This window comes from Stenotrophomonas sp. YJH_SMC_19 (assembly GCF_059367915.1).
The window spans coordinates 229,196-248,243 of sequence record NZ_JCAFRI010000002.1 but is presented as its reverse complement, the minus strand read 5'-3'; the positions used below and the strand labels follow the sequence as shown (position 1 = coordinate 248,243).

The 19,048-nt window shown below is 65.5% G+C and carries 12 protein-coding genes; 5 read left to right on the top strand and 7 right to left on the bottom strand.

The features are described from left to right. The first annotated feature begins 238 nt into the window (after window positions 1–238). Complete coding sequence (locus tag AC5P5R_RS03650) at window positions 239–2,905, top strand: TonB-dependent receptor (RefSeq protein ID WP_012480307.1); 2,667 nt, start codon at window positions 239–241, stop codon at window positions 2,903–2,905. Between the two features lie 66 nt (window positions 2,906–2,971). After that, on the top strand, window positions 2,972–4,480 hold the full coding sequence (locus tag AC5P5R_RS03645; RefSeq protein ID WP_260618745.1) for an MFS transporter: 1,509 nt from the start codon (window positions 2,972–2,974) through the stop codon (window positions 4,478–4,480). Window positions 4,481–4,541: 61 nt separating this feature from the next. On the opposite strand, the gene AC5P5R_RS03640 is transcribed toward AC5P5R_RS03645, so the two are convergent. Beyond that, window positions 4,542–5,588 (bottom strand): LacI family DNA-binding transcriptional regulator, encoded by a 1,047-nt coding sequence (locus tag AC5P5R_RS03640; protein WP_005409722.1) that lies wholly within the window; start codon window positions 5,586–5,588, stop codon window positions 4,542–4,544. Between the two features lie 216 nt (window positions 5,589–5,804). Here AC5P5R_RS03640 and AC5P5R_RS03635 point away from each other — a divergent pair, with 216 nt between their 5' ends. Both AC5P5R_RS03635 and AC5P5R_RS03630 read left to right on the top strand, forming a co-directional pair. Next, window positions 5,805–8,381, top strand: a complete 2,577-nt coding sequence (locus AC5P5R_RS03635; RefSeq protein ID WP_495226309.1) for a glycoside hydrolase family 3 protein — start codon at window positions 5,805–5,807, stop codon at window positions 8,379–8,381. 162 nt (window positions 8,382–8,543) lie between these two features. Further along, window positions 8,544–9,821, top strand: coding sequence for an arsenic transporter (locus AC5P5R_RS03630; protein ID WP_100438562.1), 1,278 nt, complete (start codon window positions 8,544–8,546; stop codon window positions 9,819–9,821). Between the two features lie 25 nt (window positions 9,822–9,846). Here AC5P5R_RS03630 and AC5P5R_RS03625 read toward each other — a convergent pair whose 3' ends face one another. From AC5P5R_RS03625 to AC5P5R_RS03605, 5 genes are all read right to left on the bottom strand, one after another. Next, window positions 9,847–11,286, bottom strand: a complete 1,440-nt coding sequence (locus AC5P5R_RS03625; protein WP_100438563.1) for an OprO/OprP family phosphate-selective porin — start codon at window positions 11,284–11,286, stop codon at window positions 9,847–9,849. A 134-nt stretch (window positions 11,287–11,420) separates the two neighbouring features. Next, window positions 11,421–12,197, bottom strand: a complete 777-nt coding sequence (locus AC5P5R_RS03620; RefSeq protein ID WP_005409726.1) for an ABC transporter permease — start codon at window positions 12,195–12,197, stop codon at window positions 11,421–11,423. After that, the gene (locus AC5P5R_RS03615) at window positions 12,181–13,014 is read right to left on the bottom strand and encodes an ABC transporter ATP-binding protein (RefSeq protein ID WP_005413494.1); all 834 of its coding nucleotides are present in this window, start codon (window positions 13,012–13,014) and stop codon (window positions 12,181–12,183) included. The genes AC5P5R_RS03620 and AC5P5R_RS03615 overlap by 17 nt, the downstream gene beginning before the upstream one ends. Before the next feature lie 14 nt (window positions 13,015–13,028). After that, window positions 13,029–14,087: an ABC transporter substrate-binding protein gene (locus AC5P5R_RS03610; RefSeq protein ID WP_005409728.1), complete on the bottom strand. Its 1,059-nt coding sequence runs from the start codon at window positions 14,085–14,087 to the stop codon at window positions 13,029–13,031. A 75-nt stretch (window positions 14,088–14,162) separates the two neighbouring features. Further along, window positions 14,163–15,284: a 4-oxalomesaconate tautomerase gene (locus AC5P5R_RS03605; RefSeq protein ID WP_005409729.1), complete on the bottom strand. Its 1,122-nt coding sequence runs from the start codon at window positions 15,282–15,284 to the stop codon at window positions 14,163–14,165. Between the two features lie 109 nt (window positions 15,285–15,393). Here AC5P5R_RS03605 and AC5P5R_RS03600 point away from each other — a divergent pair, with 109 nt between their 5' ends. Next, on the top strand, window positions 15,394–16,296 hold the full coding sequence (locus AC5P5R_RS03600; protein ID WP_005409730.1) for a LysR family transcriptional regulator: 903 nt from the start codon (window positions 15,394–15,396) through the stop codon (window positions 16,294–16,296). Window positions 16,297–16,361: 65 nt separating this feature from the next. On the opposite strand, the gene AC5P5R_RS03595 is transcribed toward AC5P5R_RS03600, so the two are convergent. Beyond that, a complete protein-coding gene (locus tag AC5P5R_RS03595; protein ID WP_099497792.1) occupies window positions 16,362–19,010 on the bottom strand; it encodes an excinuclease ABC subunit UvrA in 2,649 nt (882 codons plus the stop codon). Window positions 19,011–19,048: the final 38 nt, after the last annotated feature.

Genomic DNA, 19,048 nt, shown 5'->3' with positions numbered 1-19,048 from the left:
CCAATCCAGCCGTTGCAGTCGCAGGCAGGGCGCAACGCCGCTCGATTTCGTTTCGCATTGCAGCAAATGCGGCGTGCCAGGCAGCACTGCTGATCGCTCAACTGTCTGATTTCCCGAGCTTCTGGTCATCCATCGTTCATTCTGATTGACAGCGTTGTCAGGCCGCGCTTACAAGAGCCCACGTCCGGCGCGTGGCGCGGGAACGTCCAGACATCACTTATGGGGAGAGAGGGACCCTATGACCGGCCATTTCAGGAAGAGCACACTCGCACAGGCAGTACTTGCCACCATCGTCACCGCCACTGCAGCGCTGCCGGTCGCAGCGCAATCAGTCAAGGAAAGCAGCTCGACCGCCACCAGCGAGGCACGGGAGGCCTCAACGCTGGACGCCGTCATCGTCACTGTCGAACGCCGGGAACAGGACCTGCAGAAATATGCAGGTACCGCCCAGGCAATCTCCGCGGACGATACGCGTGCGCTGGGCATCAACAATGAGCTGCGCAACATCCAGGCCCTGGTGCCGGGTATGAGCATGGCCAACCAGGAAGGCAACCTGGAGATCTTCATCCGCGGCGTGGGCTCTTCGAACAACACCGAACTGGGTGATCCGGGCGCCGCGCCTCACATCAACGGGGCCTACATTGCACGACCGCGCGGTCTGGGCGGCATGTTCTACGATGTCGAGCGGGTGGAAATCAACAAGGGCCCGCAGGGCACGCTGCGCGGCCGCAATGCGCTGGCCGGCACGCTGAACATCATCACCAAGCGCCCCGACCTGGAAGCGTTCGGTGGGTATGTTCAGGCCGAGGCCGGCAATCGTGACCATCGCGGTGGCGAGTTCGCCCTGAATCTCCCGATCGGTGGTGGCGCGGCCTTCCGCGTGGCTGGCTACAAGGTGGAGAAGGACTCTCCGTTCAAGAATGCGGGGCGCGCGCAGGACCTGGAACCGGCTGGTGTGCAGGACGACCGGGGGGCACGCCTGTCGTTCCTCTACCAGCCGGATGACAAGTTGTCGATCTTCGCCATGGCCGACATCGGCAAGGAAGGCGGCACCGGCTATCCCGGTGCCAATGTCTACACTGCCGCGAAGGCCGGTTATCTGCCGGACGATGTCGATCTGCGCAAGATCATCTACCGCGGCGCGCAGGGCAAGCTGGACAGCACCAACTGGGGGGCGCAGACCAGCATCTCCTACGACTTCGGCAAGGTAGCGGTGGAATACAACGGCAGCTACCGCAACGTGGACTACCGCCAGACCAACGCGCAGAGTGAGGGCATCCTCTGGCCGAACCGCAACATCGATCCGGTATCGCCCAGCAACCCGGGTGGCATCGACTACGACAACTACTCCACCCAGTACTGGCTGACCGAGTCGGAGTCGCAGGTACATGAGCTGCGGTTCACGTCCGACCAGGACGAGCGGCTGCGCTGGACCACCGGCCTGTTCCACTTCAACGAGGACCAGCGGGTGGGCTACCTTTCGCTGGTGGACAAAGGGCGCTGGTACTCGGGCACTGAATTCACCATGCCCAAGGTCAATGGCAAGTCTTCCGCCGTGTTCGCCGATGGCACGTTCGACGTCAACGATCGCCTGCGCCTGAAGGGCGGCCTGCGCTACTCCGAGGAGAAGAAGTCGCGTTACGGCATCGGCGGCAACTGGTCGCTGGGCCTGCCTGGCCAGGGCGGGGACTTTGCCACGCGCCTCGGCACGCCCGGCTTCGAGCCCGCGTTCATGAGCCGTCCGAACTTTGATGTCAGCAACATCACCTCGCAGGCGGAGATGGCCCGCTTCCTGCTGCAGGGCGTGCTGCGACACGGTCGCAACGACACCTTGCTGCAGCAGATCGGCGCGGTGCCCGATGGCGGCCCATTCGGCTGCGTGGACCGTCCCGACATCGGTGGCGATACCGTCGATTGCCCGTACCAGAGCTGGGCCCAGGTCAGCGCGATTCCGGCCCAGCAGTTCGGCAAGAGCAAGTTCAGCTTTACCGACTGGCGCGCGGGTTTCGAGTACGACGTGAGCGACGACAGCCTGCTGTACGGCCTGGTGTCGACCGGCCACAAGGCGGGCGGCTTCAACGACACGTTTGATCCGAAGGAGATTCCCGAGACCTTCAAGCCCGAATCGATCATTGCCTACGAAATCGGCAGCAAGAACTCCTTCCAGATGCTGGGTCGCACCTCGACCTTCAACGTCAGCGGGTTCTATTACGACTACAGCGACCAGGTGTTCCAGGACCTGGCGGTGATCGCCACCAACCCGACCACCGGTGAAGCCACCGGCTATGCGCTGGTCAACCGCAACGTCGGCAAGTCCGCTGTGTACGGCCTGGAGGCGGAAAGCACCTTGCGACTCCCGCACAACTTCATGGTCAACATCAATGCACTCTGGATGGACAGTGAGATCAAGCGCGGCACCGTCGCCGATGTCCGCAGCCAGAACTACGACGCCGGTGGCGCCACTTCGTTGATCGACCTGTCCGGCAATGAACTGCCGCTGGCCTCGAAGCTCACCTTCAACGTGCGCCTGCAGCATACGACCGAGCTGCGCTTTGGCACCTTCGACTGGCAGTTGCTGGCCTCGTACCGCTCGGCCTTCTATCTCACCCAGTACAACAACCGGGACGTAGAGTTCATCCGACAGGATCCGGCCACTGGTGAGCTGGTCCATGACCGTACCGAAAGTGCCGCTGCGGCCGGCTTCCCTGACCGCCAGAAGGGCGAGACCACCTTGAACGCGGGCATTGGCTTCACCTCACTGAGCGGCAACTGGCGGGTGGAAGCCTGGGGCAACAATCTGCTGGGCAACGACGTCTCGCAGAAGGCCCTGGTGGGTTCCGGCATCAACGTCCGCTTCCTGAACGATCCGCGCAGCTACGGCCTGCGCCTGCGTTACCAGTTCTGAGCAACGCAGCCTTGAAGGAGGGCCGGTTTCGCCGGCCCTCCGTGCGCAATCACCACGTCCCGCCCTGTGCGACAACGCACGGGGCGTCGCCCTGCCCGCGATGACACGAGAATCATGAAACACACAACCCGCTGGTCGCAGTTCGGTGTACTCATCACCGTCTTCTTCTTCTGGGGCTTCGTTGCCGCAAGCAACGGCATCCTCATTCCGGTGTTCAAGAAGGCGTTCCATCTCAGCCAGGCGCAGAGCATGTACGTGGCGATGGCTTTCTACGTTGCCTACACCGCCGGTTCGCTGATCTACATCGCCGTCTCCCGCGCCATCGGCAGCGACCTGCTGCACAGGGTGGGCTACCGCAACGGCATCTGCCTTGGCCTGCTGGTCTCGGCACTGGGTGCCCTGCTCTTCTATCCCGCGGCCAACACCGGCTCGTTTGCACTGATGCTGTCCGGCCTGTTCATCGTTGGCCTGGGCTTCTCGCTCCAGCAGATCGCGGCCAATACGCTGGCGGTGATCATGGGTGACCCGGCCACCGGATCGCAGCGATTGACCATGGCCGGCGGTGTCAACAACCTGGGCGCGACGGTAGGTCCACTGCTGGTGAGCATTGCCATCTTTGGCAGCGTGTCAGCGGGCAACACAGAGGCGAGCATCGAGAGCGTAAAGATCCCATACCTGGTGCTGGGCGCCGCCTTCGTACTGGTAGCCGTGCTGCTGCGGCTCTCGAGCGTGCCCAATCATGTCGAGCTGTCCGCGTCGGTCCCCGCAGGTGTAACCGGGGCAGATCACCAGACAGATCGCAGATCTGCGCTCGCTTACCCGCAGCTGGTCATGGGCATGATCGCGATCTTCCTCTACGTCGGCGTGGAGGTATCGACCATCGACAATCTTCCAGCCTACCTTGAACAGCCTTTGAGCAAGGGTGGACTGGGGCTGGAAACCTCGGTGATCGCCCCGTTCGTGTCGTTGTACTGGGCCAGCCTGATGATCGGCCGCTGGGGTGGTGCCGCAGGCGCGTTCGATGTGCGCGCAGGCACCCGGAAGCTGTTGATGCTGGTGTTGCCGTTCATTGCATTCGCCATCTACCTTGCCGTCAACGCGATCTCTGGCCACGACTCCGCACAGTTCCTGCACTACGCGCCGGTGATCGTCCTGATGATCATCGCCACCCTGGCCAGCAAGGGCAGTCCATCGCGCATGCTGCTGTACTTTGCCGTGTGTGGCATTGCGGCGCAGCTGGTCGGCATGTTCACCACCGGCATGACCAGTGTGATCGCCTTCATCAGTGTCGGGCTGTTCTGCAGCACGATGTGGCCCTGCATCTTCACCCTGGCCATCAGCGGCCTGGGCCGCCACACCAACCAGGCAAGCAGCCTGTTGATCATGATGATCATGGGCGGCGGCATCGTCAGTTGGGCGCAGGGTGCACTTGCCGACAAGGTCGGCGTGCACTACAGCTTCATCATTGGCGTGCTGTGTTTCTGCTATCTGGCGTTCTACGCCTGGGCGGCCGGCCGTACACTTCGTCGCCAGGGTGTTGATCTGGAGCGATTGGCGACCGAAGCGGGCCACTGAGCCGCGCCCCTGCCCTGCCAGCGCGGCGTGCCGATCGCGCCGGCAGGCCGCTGGAGCGCGTTCAATCGTGACGGACCGGTCCCGTGGATCGCCGGACCTGCAGGGCGTAGTCAATATCGACCACACCACCGCTGCCGAGCTCGCGCACTTCCTTGATCAGCTCCATGGCCGCGCGCCGGCCCATCTCACGGGTGGGCTGGCAGACCGTGGTCAACGCCGGATAGATCTGGCGGGCGATCGGCGTGTCATCGAAACCACAGACCGAGATGTCGCCCGGCACCGAAAGGCCGTGCTCGAACACCGCGCAGATGACCCCGGCCGCCATATCGTCGTTGGCAGCGAAGATTGCAGTCGGCCGATCAGGCCGATCAAGCAGTGCGTTGGCGCCGATGTAGCCGGATTCGTACGAGAACTCACCTTCCAGCACCAGGCTGGGGTCGTAGCGCAGGCCTGCCCTGCGCAGGCCTTCGCGATAGCCTGCCAGGCGCCACATGCTTGCGCCGTGCGCGGCGTGTCCCTTGATATGGGCGATGCGGGTATGGCCCAGCGAGGCCAGGTGTGCGATCAGCGCCACCACCGCGCCGATTTCATCCACGACGACGCCCACGTTCCGGTTCTGTTCCTTCGCCGAAATGCTGGAGTAAGGAATGCCCAGGTCGACCAGGCGTTCCAGCAGGGCCGTGTCGTCGGTCAGGGGCGGCGTCAGCACCACGCCGTCGAGCTGCGACTGCATGATCAATGACTCGACCTTTTCCACGATATCGGCCGCGTCGTAGATCAGCGGAGCGAGCATCAGGTTGTAGTGCTGTTCCATGCATGCGTCCAGCACCCCCATCTCGATCTCCATCAGATAGTTCGAGGACGGATTATCGAAGAGCATCGCAATGAGGTAGGAACGCCGGCCGGCGAGGACCCGTGCAGAGGGCAAGGGGCGGTAACGCAGCTTTTCCACTGCCGCGTCCACCCGGGCCCGGGTGCTCTTGGAGACGTTCGGCTCGTTGTTGAGCACCCGCGAGACGGTCTTCATCGAGACCCCGGCCGTTGCCGCGACATCCTCGATCCGCACGCGTCCCGGCCTGCCTGCGAGCACCTGCTCAGGTCCCGGCATCCCCCGCCCTCTGCCCGTCATAGCCTCACCATCTCTACCGAAATCCTGCACCACGGGATGTGGATGCAGATGCAACTTTATCCTCAAAACCCATGCCGCTGTGCAGCAAGCATTCGATCCACGGGCTGGGTATGCTCGACTTCGACTGACAACGCTGTCAGGTTGCTTTCTGGTCGCCGAGCCCATCCAAGCCACCCTTCCGAGATGATTGTTCCGATGAACGTCCGTCATTCCGATCGTGCGAAGCGCAACCCCGTTTTACGTCCACACCGCCTGATGCTGGCTGCATCGCTTGCCATGGCGCTGGTGCCTGCGACCGGTGCGGCCCCTGCCCCGGTGAACGACTCAGGTACCATCACTCCCGCGCACTGGCCCAAGGCAACCTGGCCGCTGGCCAACGATCCGGCCATGGAACGACGCATCGACGCGCTGATCGCATCAATGACGCTGGAAGAAAAGGTCGGCCAGATCGTACAGGGCGATATCGCCAGCATCACGCCCGACGACGTGCGCAGATATCGATTGGGTTCAATACTGGCGGGCGGCGCATCCGACCCAGGTGGCCGCTACAACGCAAAACCCGCCGAATGGCTTGCGCTGGCCGACGCGTTCTGGGAAGCCTCGATGGACACGCGCAACGGTGGCAAGGCCATTCCCATCGTCTGGGGCATTGATGCGATGCATGGCCAGAGCAATGTGGTGGGTGCCACTCTGTTCCCGCACAACATCGGCCTGGGCGCAGCGCGCAACCCGGAACTGCTGCGCGAGATCGCAAGGATCACCGCTGCCGAAACCCGTGTGACCGGCATGGAATGGACCTTCGCGCCGACCGTGGCCGTTCCGCAGGACGACCGCTGGGGGCGCACGTACGAAGGCTACTCGGAAGATCCGGCATTGGTGGCCAGCTATGCAGGGGCATTCGTCGAAGGCCTGCAGGGCAAGGCGGGGGCTGCTGACTTCCTCGACGACCACCACGTGATGACCACGGTCAAGCATTTTCTCGGCGATGGCGGCACGGGCAACGGCAAGGACCAGGGCAACACCACGGTCAGCGAGGCAGAACTGCGCGACATCCATGCCGCCGGATACCTGCCGGCGATCAATGCGGGCGCGCAGTCGGTGATGGCGTCCTTCAACAGCTTCCATGGCGAGAAGATGCATGGGCACAAGCCGTTGTTGACCGATGTGCTGAAGGGCCGGATGGGCTTCGGCGGCTTCGTGGTCGGTGACTGGAACGGCCATGGCCAGATCAAGGGCTGCAGCAACACCGACTGCGCCAGGACCTACGTGGCGGGCCTGGACATGGCGATGGCACCGGACAGCTGGAAGGGGATGTATGAAAGCACGCTGGCCCACGTGAAGGACGGCAGCCTGCCGGAGGCGCGGCTGGACGATGCCGTCCGCCGCATTCTGCGGGCGAAGATGCGCATGGGCCTGTTCGACAAACCCAAGCCGTCCGAGCGCGCATTGGGCGGCAGATTCGAGCTGCTCGGGGCGCCGGCGCATCGCCAGGTGGCGCGGCAGGCCGTGCGTGAATCGCTGGTGCTGCTCAAGAACCAGAACCAGCTGCTGCCACTCCCGCCGAAACAACGGGTGCTGGTTGCGGGCGATGCCGCGAACGACATGAGCCGTCAGGCGGGCGGCTGGACGCTCAGCTGGCAGGGCGATGGCGCGCGTCGGGAGGACTTCCCGAATGCTGAAACGATCTGGGAAGGCCTGGAGGCACAGGTCAGGTCGGGCGGCGGCCAGGCCGAACTGGCGGTCGATGGCCGTTATCGCAGCCGGCCCGATGTGGCCATCGTGGTGTTCGGCGAAGATCCGTATGCCGAATTCCAGGGCGACTTGCCCAACCTGATGTTCAAGAACGGCAAGTCCGGAGACCTGGAGCTGATGCGACGCCTGAAGGCAGACGGTATTCCGGTCGTGGGGGTGTTCCTGAGCGGGCGCCCGTTGTGGCTGAACCGCGAAATCAACGCCGCCGATGCCTTTGTGGCCGCGTGGCTGCCGGGATCGGAAGGTGGGGGCGTGGCCGATGTGCTGCTGCGTGGGGCCGATGGGCGCGTGCAACACGATTTCCGCGGAAAGCTGAGCTACTCCTGGCCACGCCGCGCCAACCAGTACCAGAACAACGTGGGGCAGAAGGACTACGATCCGCAGTTCGCTTTCGGATACGGCCTGACCTATGCCAACAAGGGAAATCTGCCTGCGCTTTCCGAGGACCCGGGCATTGATCCGGACGCCGCCGGTAGCGGTACCCTGTTCGATCGTGGTGTGGCCGGCACTGGCCTGATGCTTCGCCTGACTGCCGCCAATGGCGAATCGACCGATGTCGTGCATCCCAATGCAACGACTGCCGACCAGTCACTGGCGATGGTCGCAATCAACACCGATGTGCAGGAGGGCGCACGCCGGTTCAGTTTCCGGGCGCCGGCCAAGGTGGCGTTGCAGGCCAATACTCCGCTGGACTGGTCGCGCGAGACCAACGGCGAGCTGTCCTTGGTAGCGACCATGCGTGTCGAACAGCTCCCCGCGGAATCCGCAGTGACACTCGGTACCGCCTGCGGGGCGGCGTGTGCTGCCGAGGTTGCGCTGGGCCCCGCGCTGTTGGCGGCGCCGCGCAATGAGTGGGTCAGGCTGGGCGTTCCCCTCAAGTGCCTGGCCAACGCCGGGGCGGACATGAGCCGCTTGAACGTGCCGTTTGCGCTGCGCGCCGGAAAGGGCACAACGCTTGCGATCACCTCGGTCGTACTGGGCACCGAGTTCGATCGCAAGGTGGAGTGTGCGTCGCAGTAGGCGCGGTGTTGAATGCCCTAGTGCGGCCGTCACGTAACGTGCCGCGTCAGGGCCTTTGCTGGGCAGCCGGCACGGTATGATGCCGCAACCCCGGCACTTGCACTGATCGCAGCGGGCGCCTGCACGCCGATCACATGCGCCGGAGAACCGGCGACGCGGTCGATGGACGGCACCGCGCACGCCCCCTACCCCATGCTCGCTTCCCATTCTTCCCTCATCATCTGGATGGCGGTGGCCGTTGCCACTGTCGGCCTGCTGTTCCGTCCGTTCCGCATTCCGGAGTATGTGTGGGCGCTCGGTGCGGCCGCGCTGCTTCCGCTCAGCGGCACTGTGTCGTTCGGCACTACCTGGCACGCAGTCGCCGAGGGCCGCGATGTCTACCTGTTCCTGGTCGGCATGATGGTGCTGGCCGAGCTCGCACGCCGCGAAGGGCTGTTCGACTGGCTGGCGTTGTACGCGGTGCGGCACGCGGGCGGATCCGGGCGACGCCTGTTCGACCTGGTGTTCCTGGTCGGTACGCTGGTAACGGTGTTTCTTTCCAATGATGCGACAGCCGTGGTGCTGACGCCGGCGGTCTACGCGGCCTGCAAGGCGGCCCGGGCCAATCCCCTGCCGTACCTGTTCGTCTGTGCCTTCATCGCCAACGCGGCCAGCTTCGTGTTGCCCATCTCCAACCCGGCCAATCTCGTGGTGTACGGCCAGCACATGCCGCCGCTGCTGCAGTGGCTGGCGCAGTTCGCGCTGCCCTCGCTGGCGGCGATCGGTGCGACCTATCTTGTGCTGCGCTGGGTGCACCGTCGCGAAATCGCACAGCCGCTGGTGGCCGCGCCGGCGCATCGCCCGTTGACCGACGGCGGCCGACTGAGCGCACTGGGCGTGCTGTTCACCGGCACGGTGCTGCTGGTTACGTCCGCCTTGAACGGGCCGCTGGGCCTGACCACCTTCTGCGCGGGCACGCTGAGCGTGGTGGCGCTGGCGATCCGCCAGCGACGCAGCCCGCTGCCGCTGCTACGCCACGTATCCTGGGGGGTGCTGCCGCTGGTGGCGGGGCTGTTCGTGCTGGTGGAAGCGGTGGCGCAGACCGGTGTCATCCAGACTGCGGCCAGCGCGCTGCAGGCGCTGGCGAAAACGTCGCCGCACCACGCCAGCTGGCTGGCCGGCGGCGCCGCTGCACTGCTGAGCAATGTGGCCAACAATCTGCCGGTCGGCCTGGCGGCTGGTTCGTTGGGGCAGATGGCCGACCTGCCGGCGCAGACCCGTGCCGCATTGCTGGTCGGCGTGGATCTGGGCCCGAACCTGTCGGTGACCGGCTCGTTGGCCACGATGCTGTGGCTGATGGCGTTGCGTCGCGAAGGCGAGCATGTCAGCGCGCTCGACTTCCTGCGCGTCGGCGCGCTGGTGATGCCACCTGCACTCATCGCAGCGTTGTTGCTGCTGTGACCAGAGTGCAGGCGGCGCCCCTGCCCTAGAAGACCAGCTGCAGGCGGGTATTGAAGATGGTGCCTTCATCCCTGCCCATTGCACTGCCGCTGCGGTGACGGGTCTTCCAGCGCACGGCTTCGAACATCACGCGACTGAAATCGTTGAGGTACCAGTTCGCGCCCAGGGTCCACGCGTTACCGGTACCGCCACTGGGCAGCTCGGCATAGTCCACGTCTTCATAGCGGCCCTTCAGCTCCCAGGCACCGCCGCCGCCGCGCGTCACCGGATCGGCGACCTTCACCTTCCCCCAGGTACCGGCCTTGCCCGAGTACGACGGCAGCGCCCCCGCCAGGAACCAGCCGGCAGAAATCGCCCACGCCGCGTGGTCGCGATCGTAGCGACCGCCGGCATCGGCCCCGCGCAGGCTTCGCGTACCCCACTCGCCCGTTGCCCACGCCGGGCCGAAGAAGCCGGCCAGTTCGGCACCGTAGGCGGTGCTGCGCTCGGCGCCCAGCAGCGTGCCCGGCGTGATCCTGACCAGATCGTTGAAATGCCCCGCGATGGCCGAACTGCGCACCACGCCGCTGGCCCCGGCGGGAATCTTCTCGTGGAACGCCCATGCGCCCAGATGCAACGTGGCACCAGCGGTGTCCAGTGGATTCCAGTGCACGCGCGTGGCCCAGGTCTGGCTGTCGTTGTCGGTGCCGGCGTTGTTGAGATCGTTGCCGGCCACAGACAGGCTGGCGTGCCAGCCCTTTCCGTACACCCGCTCGGTCAGCCCGACACCGAACAGGCCGCGCTGCGGCAGCATCAACGTGCCGACCACGTTGCGTTCCTGGAACGGCGTGTTGGAGGTGCTGCTGGAGCCATCGATACCGCGATCGTTCAAGCGGTTGCCGATCGTGAGATCGGCGGGCAGGCCGAACAGGGTGTGGTCCAGCGTGGCGTAGACCGACTTCCAGGCCACCGCGTTGTCGGCGAAGTCACCCTCCACCACCCAGCCCAGTGTGCCGTAGCGTCCCTCGGCCCCCAGGCGCACCGAACGGACCTCGGTGCCCGAAACGTTGCGATCACCGACCGCCGAACCGTCCGTACTGGAGGCATCGACGAACAGGCGGCCGCGGGGACGGAACACCGTCGTGCCGTCGGCGCTGCTGAACTCGGGTGCGCCCTTGGCCCAGGAGACCTTGGGCTGCCTGGACTGGCCGGATTCCAGTGCGGCCACCCGCGTTTCCAGCGCGGGTGCGGGCGCGGGCGGCGCGGATAGTGCGGCCGCGGTGCCCTGCCCGCCCTCGACGGCGCGGAGGCGCGCTTCCAATTGCTGGATCTGCAGCGCCTGCTGCTGCACCAGGCGTGACAGCTCGGCCTGGCTCAATGGCGCGGGCGGGGATGAAACAGACTGGGCGTCGGCGTGGCCACTGGCCAACAGCAGGCCGAGCGCGACCGGCAGCGCTGCCAGCGGCAGCACGGTGGAAGGGTTCATGGACTCTCTCTCCGGCCAGCCGGCCCCCTGGCCCGGCGCTGGCCTGTTGCGGTGGTGCGGGGGAAGATCGGGGGAGGAAGCTCGCGCCGCCGGATCGGACCGGCGGCGCGGCAGGCGGGCTCAGCCCGGCCCGGTCAGCTGGTGGCCTGTGCCTGGGCGTTGGGACGCCAGGTGATCAGCTTGTTCTCGACCACGTCCAGCAGGGCGTCGATGACCAGCACGAAGGCGGCCAGGATGATGATGCCGGCGAACACACCCACGGCATTGAAGTTGCCCTCGGCCTGCGCGATCAGGTAACCCAGGCCCGCCGAAGCGCCCAGGTACTCGCCGATGATCGCGCCGACCACGGCAAAGCCGACCGAGGTGCGCAGCGAGGACAGGATCCAGCTGGCCGCTGCCGGGAAGTAGACATGGCGCAGCAGGTCGCTGCGGCTTGCGCCCAGGATGCGGGCATTGGCCAGCACCACCGGGTTCACCTCGCGCACGCCCTGCATGGCGTTGAAGAACGTGGTGAAGAACACCAGCGTGACCGCCAGCGCCACCTTCGACCACAGGCCCAGCCCCAGCCACAACACGAAAATCGGCGCCAGCACTACGCGCGGAATCGCGTTGAAGCCTTTGATGAAGGGATCGAGGATGCGCGCCGAACGGCGGCTCAGGCCCAGCCAGACACCGCCAGCCACGCCCAGGCCGGTGCCGATGATGTAGCCCAGCGCGGTTTCAGTAAGGGTGATGTAGACGTGCTGGTAGAACGAGGTATCGGACAACCAGGTCCAGGCCTGCTGCACGATGGCAGTTGGCGAGGGGAAGAAGAACGGATCGATCACGCCGAGCGCGATGCCACCTTCCCAGCCACCGAACACGGCGACTACCAGCGCGAGCTGGATGAACTTGTCAGTCTTGGCGTGCATAGCTCTTCTCCACTTCGCCGCGCAGGCAGGCCCAGATGTCGCGGTACAGGTCGGTGAAACGGTCATCCAGCTTGATCTCGGCCACATTGCGCGGCCGTTCCAGATCCACGTCGAAACTGCGCACCACGCGGCTCGCCGGGCCGGAGGACAGCACCACCACGCGGTCACCCAGCGCGATTGCTTCTTCCAGGTCATGGGTAATCAGGATCACCGAGCGGCGATCCTCCTGCCACAGGCGCAGCAGCTCGTTCTGCATCAGGTGGCGGGTGTGGATGTCCAGCGCCGAGAACGGCTCGTCCATCAGGATCACCTTCGGCTCGACGATCAGCGCCTGCGCCATCTGCACACGCTTGCGCTGGCCACCGGACAACTGGTGCGGATAGCGATGCTCGAAACCGGCCAGGCCGACCTTGGCCAGCCACGCGTTGGCTTTGGCCTTGCGTTCGGCTTCGGGCACGCCGCGGAAGCGCAGGCCCAGCTCGACGTTCTGGAAAGCTGTCTTCCACGGCAGCAGGGCGTCCTGCTGGAACAGGTAGCCGACCGACTCCTGCACGCCGCTGACCGTGCGGCCATCGATGGCCACGTCGCCCGAGGATGGCTTCAGCAGGCCCGCCACGGAATTGAGGATGGTGCTCTTGCCGCAGCCGGTGGGCCCGACGATGGCGAGGAACTCGCCGTCACCCACCTGGATGTCGACATCGCGAACGGCGGTGAACTCGCCGAAGGACATGGTCACCTTGTTGATGGCGACCATGGTCTGTGCAGGCTCCAGCTGCGGCGCGCCGTTGAGTTGGCGCACGGTGGCATTGAGGGCCATGGGGTTACCTCCGCTTACGGTTGGGCAGCCGGCGCCGCAGCGTTGGCACGCTCGACGAAGGCATTGGTGTAGGTCCTGGACAGATCGATGTTGGCCTTGGCCACATCGGTATTGAACTCACGCAGCACCTTCAACGGCGTCTCCAGGTCGGCCGGCGTGAAGCGTCCATCGCGGGTGAAGATCGCGCGCGCGTTCTCCACCGCGCGGGCATAGGTGGCGCGGTCGCCGGAGACGTAGCTGTCCGGCAGCGCGGCAACGATCTCCTCGGCACTGTTGTCGGCGATGAACTTCAGCGCCATCTGTTCGGCACGGGCGATCTTCTCGGCCGCTTCGGGGCGCTTGTCCAGGAAGCTCTGGTTGGCGTACATCACCGAGGTCGGGTACAGCCCGCCATAGACCTGGCGGGCGCCTTCGTCGCTGCGCGCGTCAAGGATGATCTTCCCGACCTTGCGCTCGGTGATCAGGGTTGCAGCCGGATCGTAGTTGACCAGCAGGTCGATCTTGCCCTGCTCGAGCGCGGCGACGGCAGCAGCGCCCGAGCCGACGCCGATCAGCGAAATGCTGTCGGCCGGAATATCGTGCTGCGCCAGGAAGTGGCGGACGAAGAAGTCGGACGAGGAGCCCGGTGCGGTGATGCCGACCTTCTGGCCCTTGATGGTGTCCGGGCGGGCCGGATCGAAGGTGGCATCCTCGCGGCCGGCCATCACCAGGCCCGAATTGCGCGAAAGCAGCACGAAGGCGACCACATCCTTGCCCTTGGCCTGCATCTGGATGGTGTGGTCGTAGAAACCGACCGCCACGTCGGTGGAATTCGCCACCAGGGCCTGCAGCACCTTCGAGCCACCCTGGGCGAAGTTCTCGGTTTTTACGTCCAGGCCGACGTCCTTGAAGTAGCCCTTGGCATCGGCAATGAAGAACGGAAGGTTGTTGAGGTTGTAGGAGCCGACGCTGATGCGCACGGGTGCATCGTCACCGGTGCCGGTGGATGCGCCTTCCGCGCGCCCGCTGTTGCTGCAACCGGCCGCGGCCAGGCCGGCCGCGCACAGCGCGGCCATGAAGAACTGCTTGTACATCATCCCTCCCAGGAGTGAAGCATCTACGTTGTAATGGCAGGCATGCGCGTCTGCGCCGGCCCTGCCGGGTTCAGATCATGCCGCTGACGTCCATTGGCGGGCTTGGGTGGAACTGGCCATGGCAGGCGCTGGCGTTGTCGCAAACACGCGACCTTCGAACAGTCGGCGTGCGGTGCGGACCACGCTGGCAATCACCGGTGCGTCATCCGAGCTGCGACTGAGGCCCACCTGCAGGTCCCCGCTCGGATGTTCGAGGGTAATGCTGCCGGGAACGGACAGGCACCCGACCAAAGTGTGGGCCAGCGTGCCCGGCGTGACGGCGGCGGTAGCCAGGCCGACCGCACCGGTGATCGCCAGTGCGGTGTGGCATTGGTGCGGCATGAAGTAACGCACCTGCAGATCGCCGCCGTGTTGCGGCGCCGACAGCAGCACCGGCTTGGGAATGACCTTGTTGCCGGCGTCGGCGATGCCCATGCGGGCGCCCGCCTCGATGCGCAGCGCTTCCAGCCGGCGCATGAACGCGGCATCCGCGTTCAGTTCGGCGGGCGAGGCATCACCGTGCACGCCCAGGTCTTCGGCACGCACCAGCATCATCGGCATGGCGCAGTCCACCAGGCTGACCGGCACGCCATCGATGGTTTCCCGGGCGTGGCCGCTGGGCAGCAGCTTGCCGGTGCGGGCGCCTGCGGCATCAAGGAAGGAAAGCCTGACCGGCGCGGCCGAGCCCGGTGCGCCGGCAATGCGCGTATCACCGCGGTAGACCACATGGCCACCCGGCGTTTCCACCGTGGCGATGATCAGCTTGCCGGTGTTGACGTTGTGGATGCGCACCTCGGTCTGCGGATCCTGAGCCTGCACCAGCCCCCGCTCGATGGCATACGGGCCCACCGCCGCCAGCATGTTGCCGCAGTTGGGGGACGTGTCCACCACCTGCTGCTCCACCCGTACCTGGGCGAACAGATAGTCCACGTCGGCGTCTGCCCGGCTGGATCGGTCGATGATGGCCACCTTGCTGGTCAGCGCGTTGCCGCCACCGATGCCATCGATCTGCAGCGGATGACCCGACCCCATTACTTCCACCAGCAGGCGATCGCGTTCAGCAATGTCCGCCGGAAGATCGCTGGCCAGGAAGAACGGGCCCTTGGATGTACCACCGCGCATGAGTACGCAGGGAATGCTGAGCAGATCGTTGGACATACGTGTGCTAGATTGATGCGTATAGGGGATGAATGACCCCTCTGTGATTCGATACTGGCATGACCACAATTGATCTGTGAATTGCTGATTTTTGGATGATTGATACCCAATGAGCATCAATTGCGAAATCCTGGATCTACGCGCATTCCTGCTGGTGTCGGAGACGCGCAGCTTCCACCGCGCCGCGGAGATCCTGCACGTCTCCCAGCCGGCACTCAGCCGACGGATACAGAAGCTGGAGCAGGCTGTGGGTTCGCCACTGCTGGAGCGCACCACGCGCAGCGTCAGCACCACCGCCGTCGGCGAGAACCTGCTGCCGCTGGTGCGTCGCATGCTGGAGGAATTCGATGGGTCACTGTTCTCACTGCGGGGCCGGGACGATACGCGGGGCGCTACCGTCACCATCGCCTGCCTGCCCACGGCGGCGTTCTACTTCCTGCCCAGCGTGATGGCGCGTTTCCACGAAGCGCATCCCAACGTGCGCTTCCGGATCCTGGATATCCCGGCCACCGAAGGCCTGCAGGCGGTAGAGCGTGGCGAAGTCGAGTTCGGCATCAACTTCATGGGCGCCAACGATCCGAATCTCGATTTCGACGTGCTGGCCGAAGATCCCTTCGTGCTGGCCTGCCGACGCGATCATCCGCTGGCCCGCAAGCGCAAGGTTGAATGGGCCGATCTGGCCGAGCACCAGCTGATCACCGTGCATCGCACCAGCGGCAACCGCACGCTGCTGGATGGTGCCCTGGCGCGCGAGAACCTCAAGTTGAGCTGGCACTACGAAGTGACCCACCTGTCGACGTCACTGGGCATGGTCGAGGCCGGCATCGGCGTGTCGGTCCTGCCGAAGATGGCCACGCCGGACGGAGATCATCCGACCCTGGTGACGCGCACGATTGGTAACCCCGTGGTGTCGCGCACGATCGGGATCGTCCGTCGCCGGGGCGCCCTGCTCTCGCCTACTGCGGAACGCTTTCTGCAGATGTTGATGAGCCAGTGGCGCGGGGAGACATGAGCATCGTTTGCTGGACAGGCCGCCCCCGGATCTGGCCGAGGGTGATGGCCGGGCATGGCTCGGCCCTACAGAGGAGCCAGCTCGCGCGCAAGGAAAGGCGCTGTCCTGCTTCCCCGTGCGCGGGCCACCTGTTGCGGCGTTCCCTTCGCCACGATGGTGCCACCCGCGCTGCCTGCGCCCGGCCCGACGTCAATCACCCAGTCCGCCTGGGCGACCGCCCGCATGTCATGCTCGATCATCACCACCGTATTTCCTGCGTCGACCAGCCGCTGCAGCTGAACCAGCAGCCTGTCCGCATCCGACGCGTGCAGGCCGGTGGTGGGTTCGTCCAGCACGTAAAGCGTGCGCCCGCGCTGGCTGCGCTGCAGTTCAGTGGCCAGCTTGATGCGCTGGGCCTCGCCGCCTGAAAGCTCCGTGGCCGGCTGGCCCAGCCTCAGGTAACCCAGGCCGATGTCCTGCAGCAGCTGCAACGGCCGGGCAATGACCTCTTCCGCCATGAAGAATGCATGCGCCTGGTCCACGGTCATCTGCAGGACCTCGGCGATGTTGCGGTCGTTCCACAGCACCTTCAGCGTGGCCTCGTTGTAGCGGGCGCCGTGGCAGGTGGGGCATGGGGCATAGACGCTGGGCATGAACAGCAGTTCGACACTCACGAAACCCTCGCCTTCGCAGGTTTCGCATCGGCCCTTGGCTACGTTGAACGAGAAACGACCCGCATCGAAGCGACGACGACGTGCGGCGGGCGTCGCCGCGAACAGTTTGCGCACGTGATCGAACAGCCCGGTATAGGTGGCCAGGTTGGAGCGTGGCGTGCGGCCGATCGGCTTCTGGTCGACCTGCACGACCCGCTGGATGGCGTCCACATCACCGGCCAACTGGCCTCGCGTGGTTTCCATCACCGTCGGCCCGTCGTCCGGCGACGCCTCGGCTCCATCGTCCGCGGGTTCATGCCCCAGGTGCAGCAGCATCAGCTCGGGCAAGGCCTGTGCCATCAGGCTGGACTTGCCCGACCCCGAAATGCCGGTCACGGCCGTCAGCAAACCCAGCGGCACCTGCGCGTCCACTCCCTGCAGGTTGTGGCGATGGATGCCCTGCAGTTCCAGCCAGTAGGTGGCGGTGCGCTGCCGACGGGTGGGCGCGGGTACCTGGTCGAACAGATACAGTGCCGTGCGCGACTCCTGCACCTGGCGCAGGCCGCCCGGCTCACCGCTGTAGAGCACGCGCCCTCCCCGCTCGCCGGCCTCCGGGCCCACGTCCACCAGCCACTGCGCGCGGCGCATCAGCTCCAGATCGTGCTCGACCACGAACACCGAGTTGCCACCATCACGCAGCCGGTCCAGCGCGTCGTACAGCGCCTGGCTGTCGGCGGGATGCAGTCCGGCCGAAGGCTCGTCGAGCACGTACAGCACACCAAACAGCAACGAGCTGAGCTGCGTGGCCAGCCGCAGGCGCTGCAGTTCGCCGGCGGACAGCGTGGGCGTGGCGCGGTCCAGCGAGAGATAGCCCAGGCCAAGCTCGCGCAGTTGCCGTACCCGCCCCATGACCCCGCCCGCCAGCCGCTGTGCGGCCAGCCGCTTCTCTTCGGACAGGGCCGAGGTCAGGCGCACGTCGGGGGCGCCCTCGTGCGTCGCGCGGCCACTCGCGGCGCGCCGGGCACGATCGCGGGGTGTCGCATGCCTGCTGATAGGTGCACCCTTGCTGTGTGCGCCGAAATCACCTTCCGCGATGGGCTCCAGCAGATCCGCCAGTTGATCCAGGGGCAACCGCATGAACTCACCGATATCCACGCCCGCGAAGGTGACCGAGAGCGCTTCCGGCTTCAGGCGCTTTCCGTGGCAGGCCGGGCACAGCTTGCCTTCCATGTAGCGGGAAACCCGTTTGCGCATCAGCGCGCTCTGGGTGTTGGCGAAGGTATGCAGCACATAGCGACGCGCGCCGGTGTATGTACCCATGTAGCTCGGCTCGAGCTTTCGCTTGAGCGCAGCCCGGGTCTCGGCAGGCGTGAAGCCTGCATAGACCGGCACGGTGGGCGTTTCTTCCGTGAACAGGATCCACTCCCGATCCTTCTTCGGCAGCTTCTTCCACGGTACGTCGATGTCGTAGCCGAGCGTGACCAGGATGTCGCGCAGGTTCTGGCCATGCCAGGCCGGCGGCCAGGAGGCGATGGCGCGCTCGCGGATGCTCAGCGACGGATCCGGCACCATCAAGGCTTCCGTCACCTCGTAGACGTGCCCCAGCCCGTGACAGGTGCTGCAGGCGCCCTGCGGGGTATTGGGCGAAAAGTCCTCGGCGTAAAGCATCGGCTGGTTGGCCGGGTACGCACCTGCACGCGAATACATCATGCGCACCAGGCTGGACAGCGTAGTGACGCTGCCCACCGATGAGCGCGCGTTGCTGGCGCCGCGCTGCTGTTGCAGGGCCACTGCCGGCGGCAACCCGTCGATGGCGTCCACATCGGGCACGCCGGCCTGGTCGATCAGGCGCCGTGCATACGGCGCAACCGACTCAAAGTAGCGCCGCTGCGCCTCCGCGAAGATCGTGCCGAACGCCAGCGATGACTTGCCGGAGCCCGAAACACCGGAAAACACCACCAATGCGTTGCGCGGGATGGAGACGTCGACATTCCTGAGGTTGTGCTCGCGCGCGCCGCGCACCTCGACGCAACCGCTGGCAGCGGCGGCACATGACGATTCACCAAAGGGGGGCTTGGACATCTTCGCGATCCTGCAGGCAGTGAGCGGCGCGCGTAGGG

Excerpts from the sequence above, each read along its gene's own strand:
- AC5P5R_RS03595 (WP_099497792.1), bottom strand. The coding sequence starts at position 19,010 with ATGTCCAAGCCCCCCTTTGGTGAATCGTCATGTGCCGCCGCTGCCAGC.
- AC5P5R_RS03640 (WP_005409722.1), bottom strand. The coding sequence starts at position 5,588 with ATGCCGGGACCTGAGCAGGTGCTCGCAGGCAGGCCGGGACGCGTGCGG.
- AC5P5R_RS03605 (WP_005409729.1), bottom strand. The coding sequence starts at position 15,284 with ATGTCCAACGATCTGCTCAGCATTCCCTGCGTACTCATGCGCGGTGGT.
- AC5P5R_RS03615 (WP_005413494.1), bottom strand. The coding sequence starts at position 13,014 with ATGGCCCTCAATGCCACCGTGCGCCAACTCAACGGCGCGCCGCAGCTG.
- AC5P5R_RS03650 (WP_012480307.1), top strand. The coding sequence starts at position 239 with ATGACCGGCCATTTCAGGAAGAGCACACTCGCACAGGCAGTACTTGCC.
- AC5P5R_RS03625 (WP_100438563.1), bottom strand. The coding sequence starts at position 11,286 with ATGAACCCTTCCACCGTGCTGCCGCTGGCAGCGCTGCCGGTCGCGCTC.
- AC5P5R_RS03620 (WP_005409726.1), bottom strand. The coding sequence starts at position 12,197 with ATGCACGCCAAGACTGACAAGTTCATCCAGCTCGCGCTGGTAGTCGCC.
- AC5P5R_RS03635 (WP_495226309.1), top strand. The coding sequence starts at position 5,805 with ATGAACGTCCGTCATTCCGATCGTGCGAAGCGCAACCCCGTTTTACGT.
- AC5P5R_RS03610 (WP_005409728.1), bottom strand. The coding sequence starts at position 14,087 with ATGTACAAGCAGTTCTTCATGGCCGCGCTGTGCGCGGCCGGCCTGGCC.
- AC5P5R_RS03600 (WP_005409730.1), top strand. The coding sequence starts at position 15,394 with ATGAGCATCAATTGCGAAATCCTGGATCTACGCGCATTCCTGCTGGTG.
- AC5P5R_RS03630 (WP_100438562.1), top strand. The coding sequence starts at position 8,544 with ATGGACGGCACCGCGCACGCCCCCTACCCCATGCTCGCTTCCCATTCT.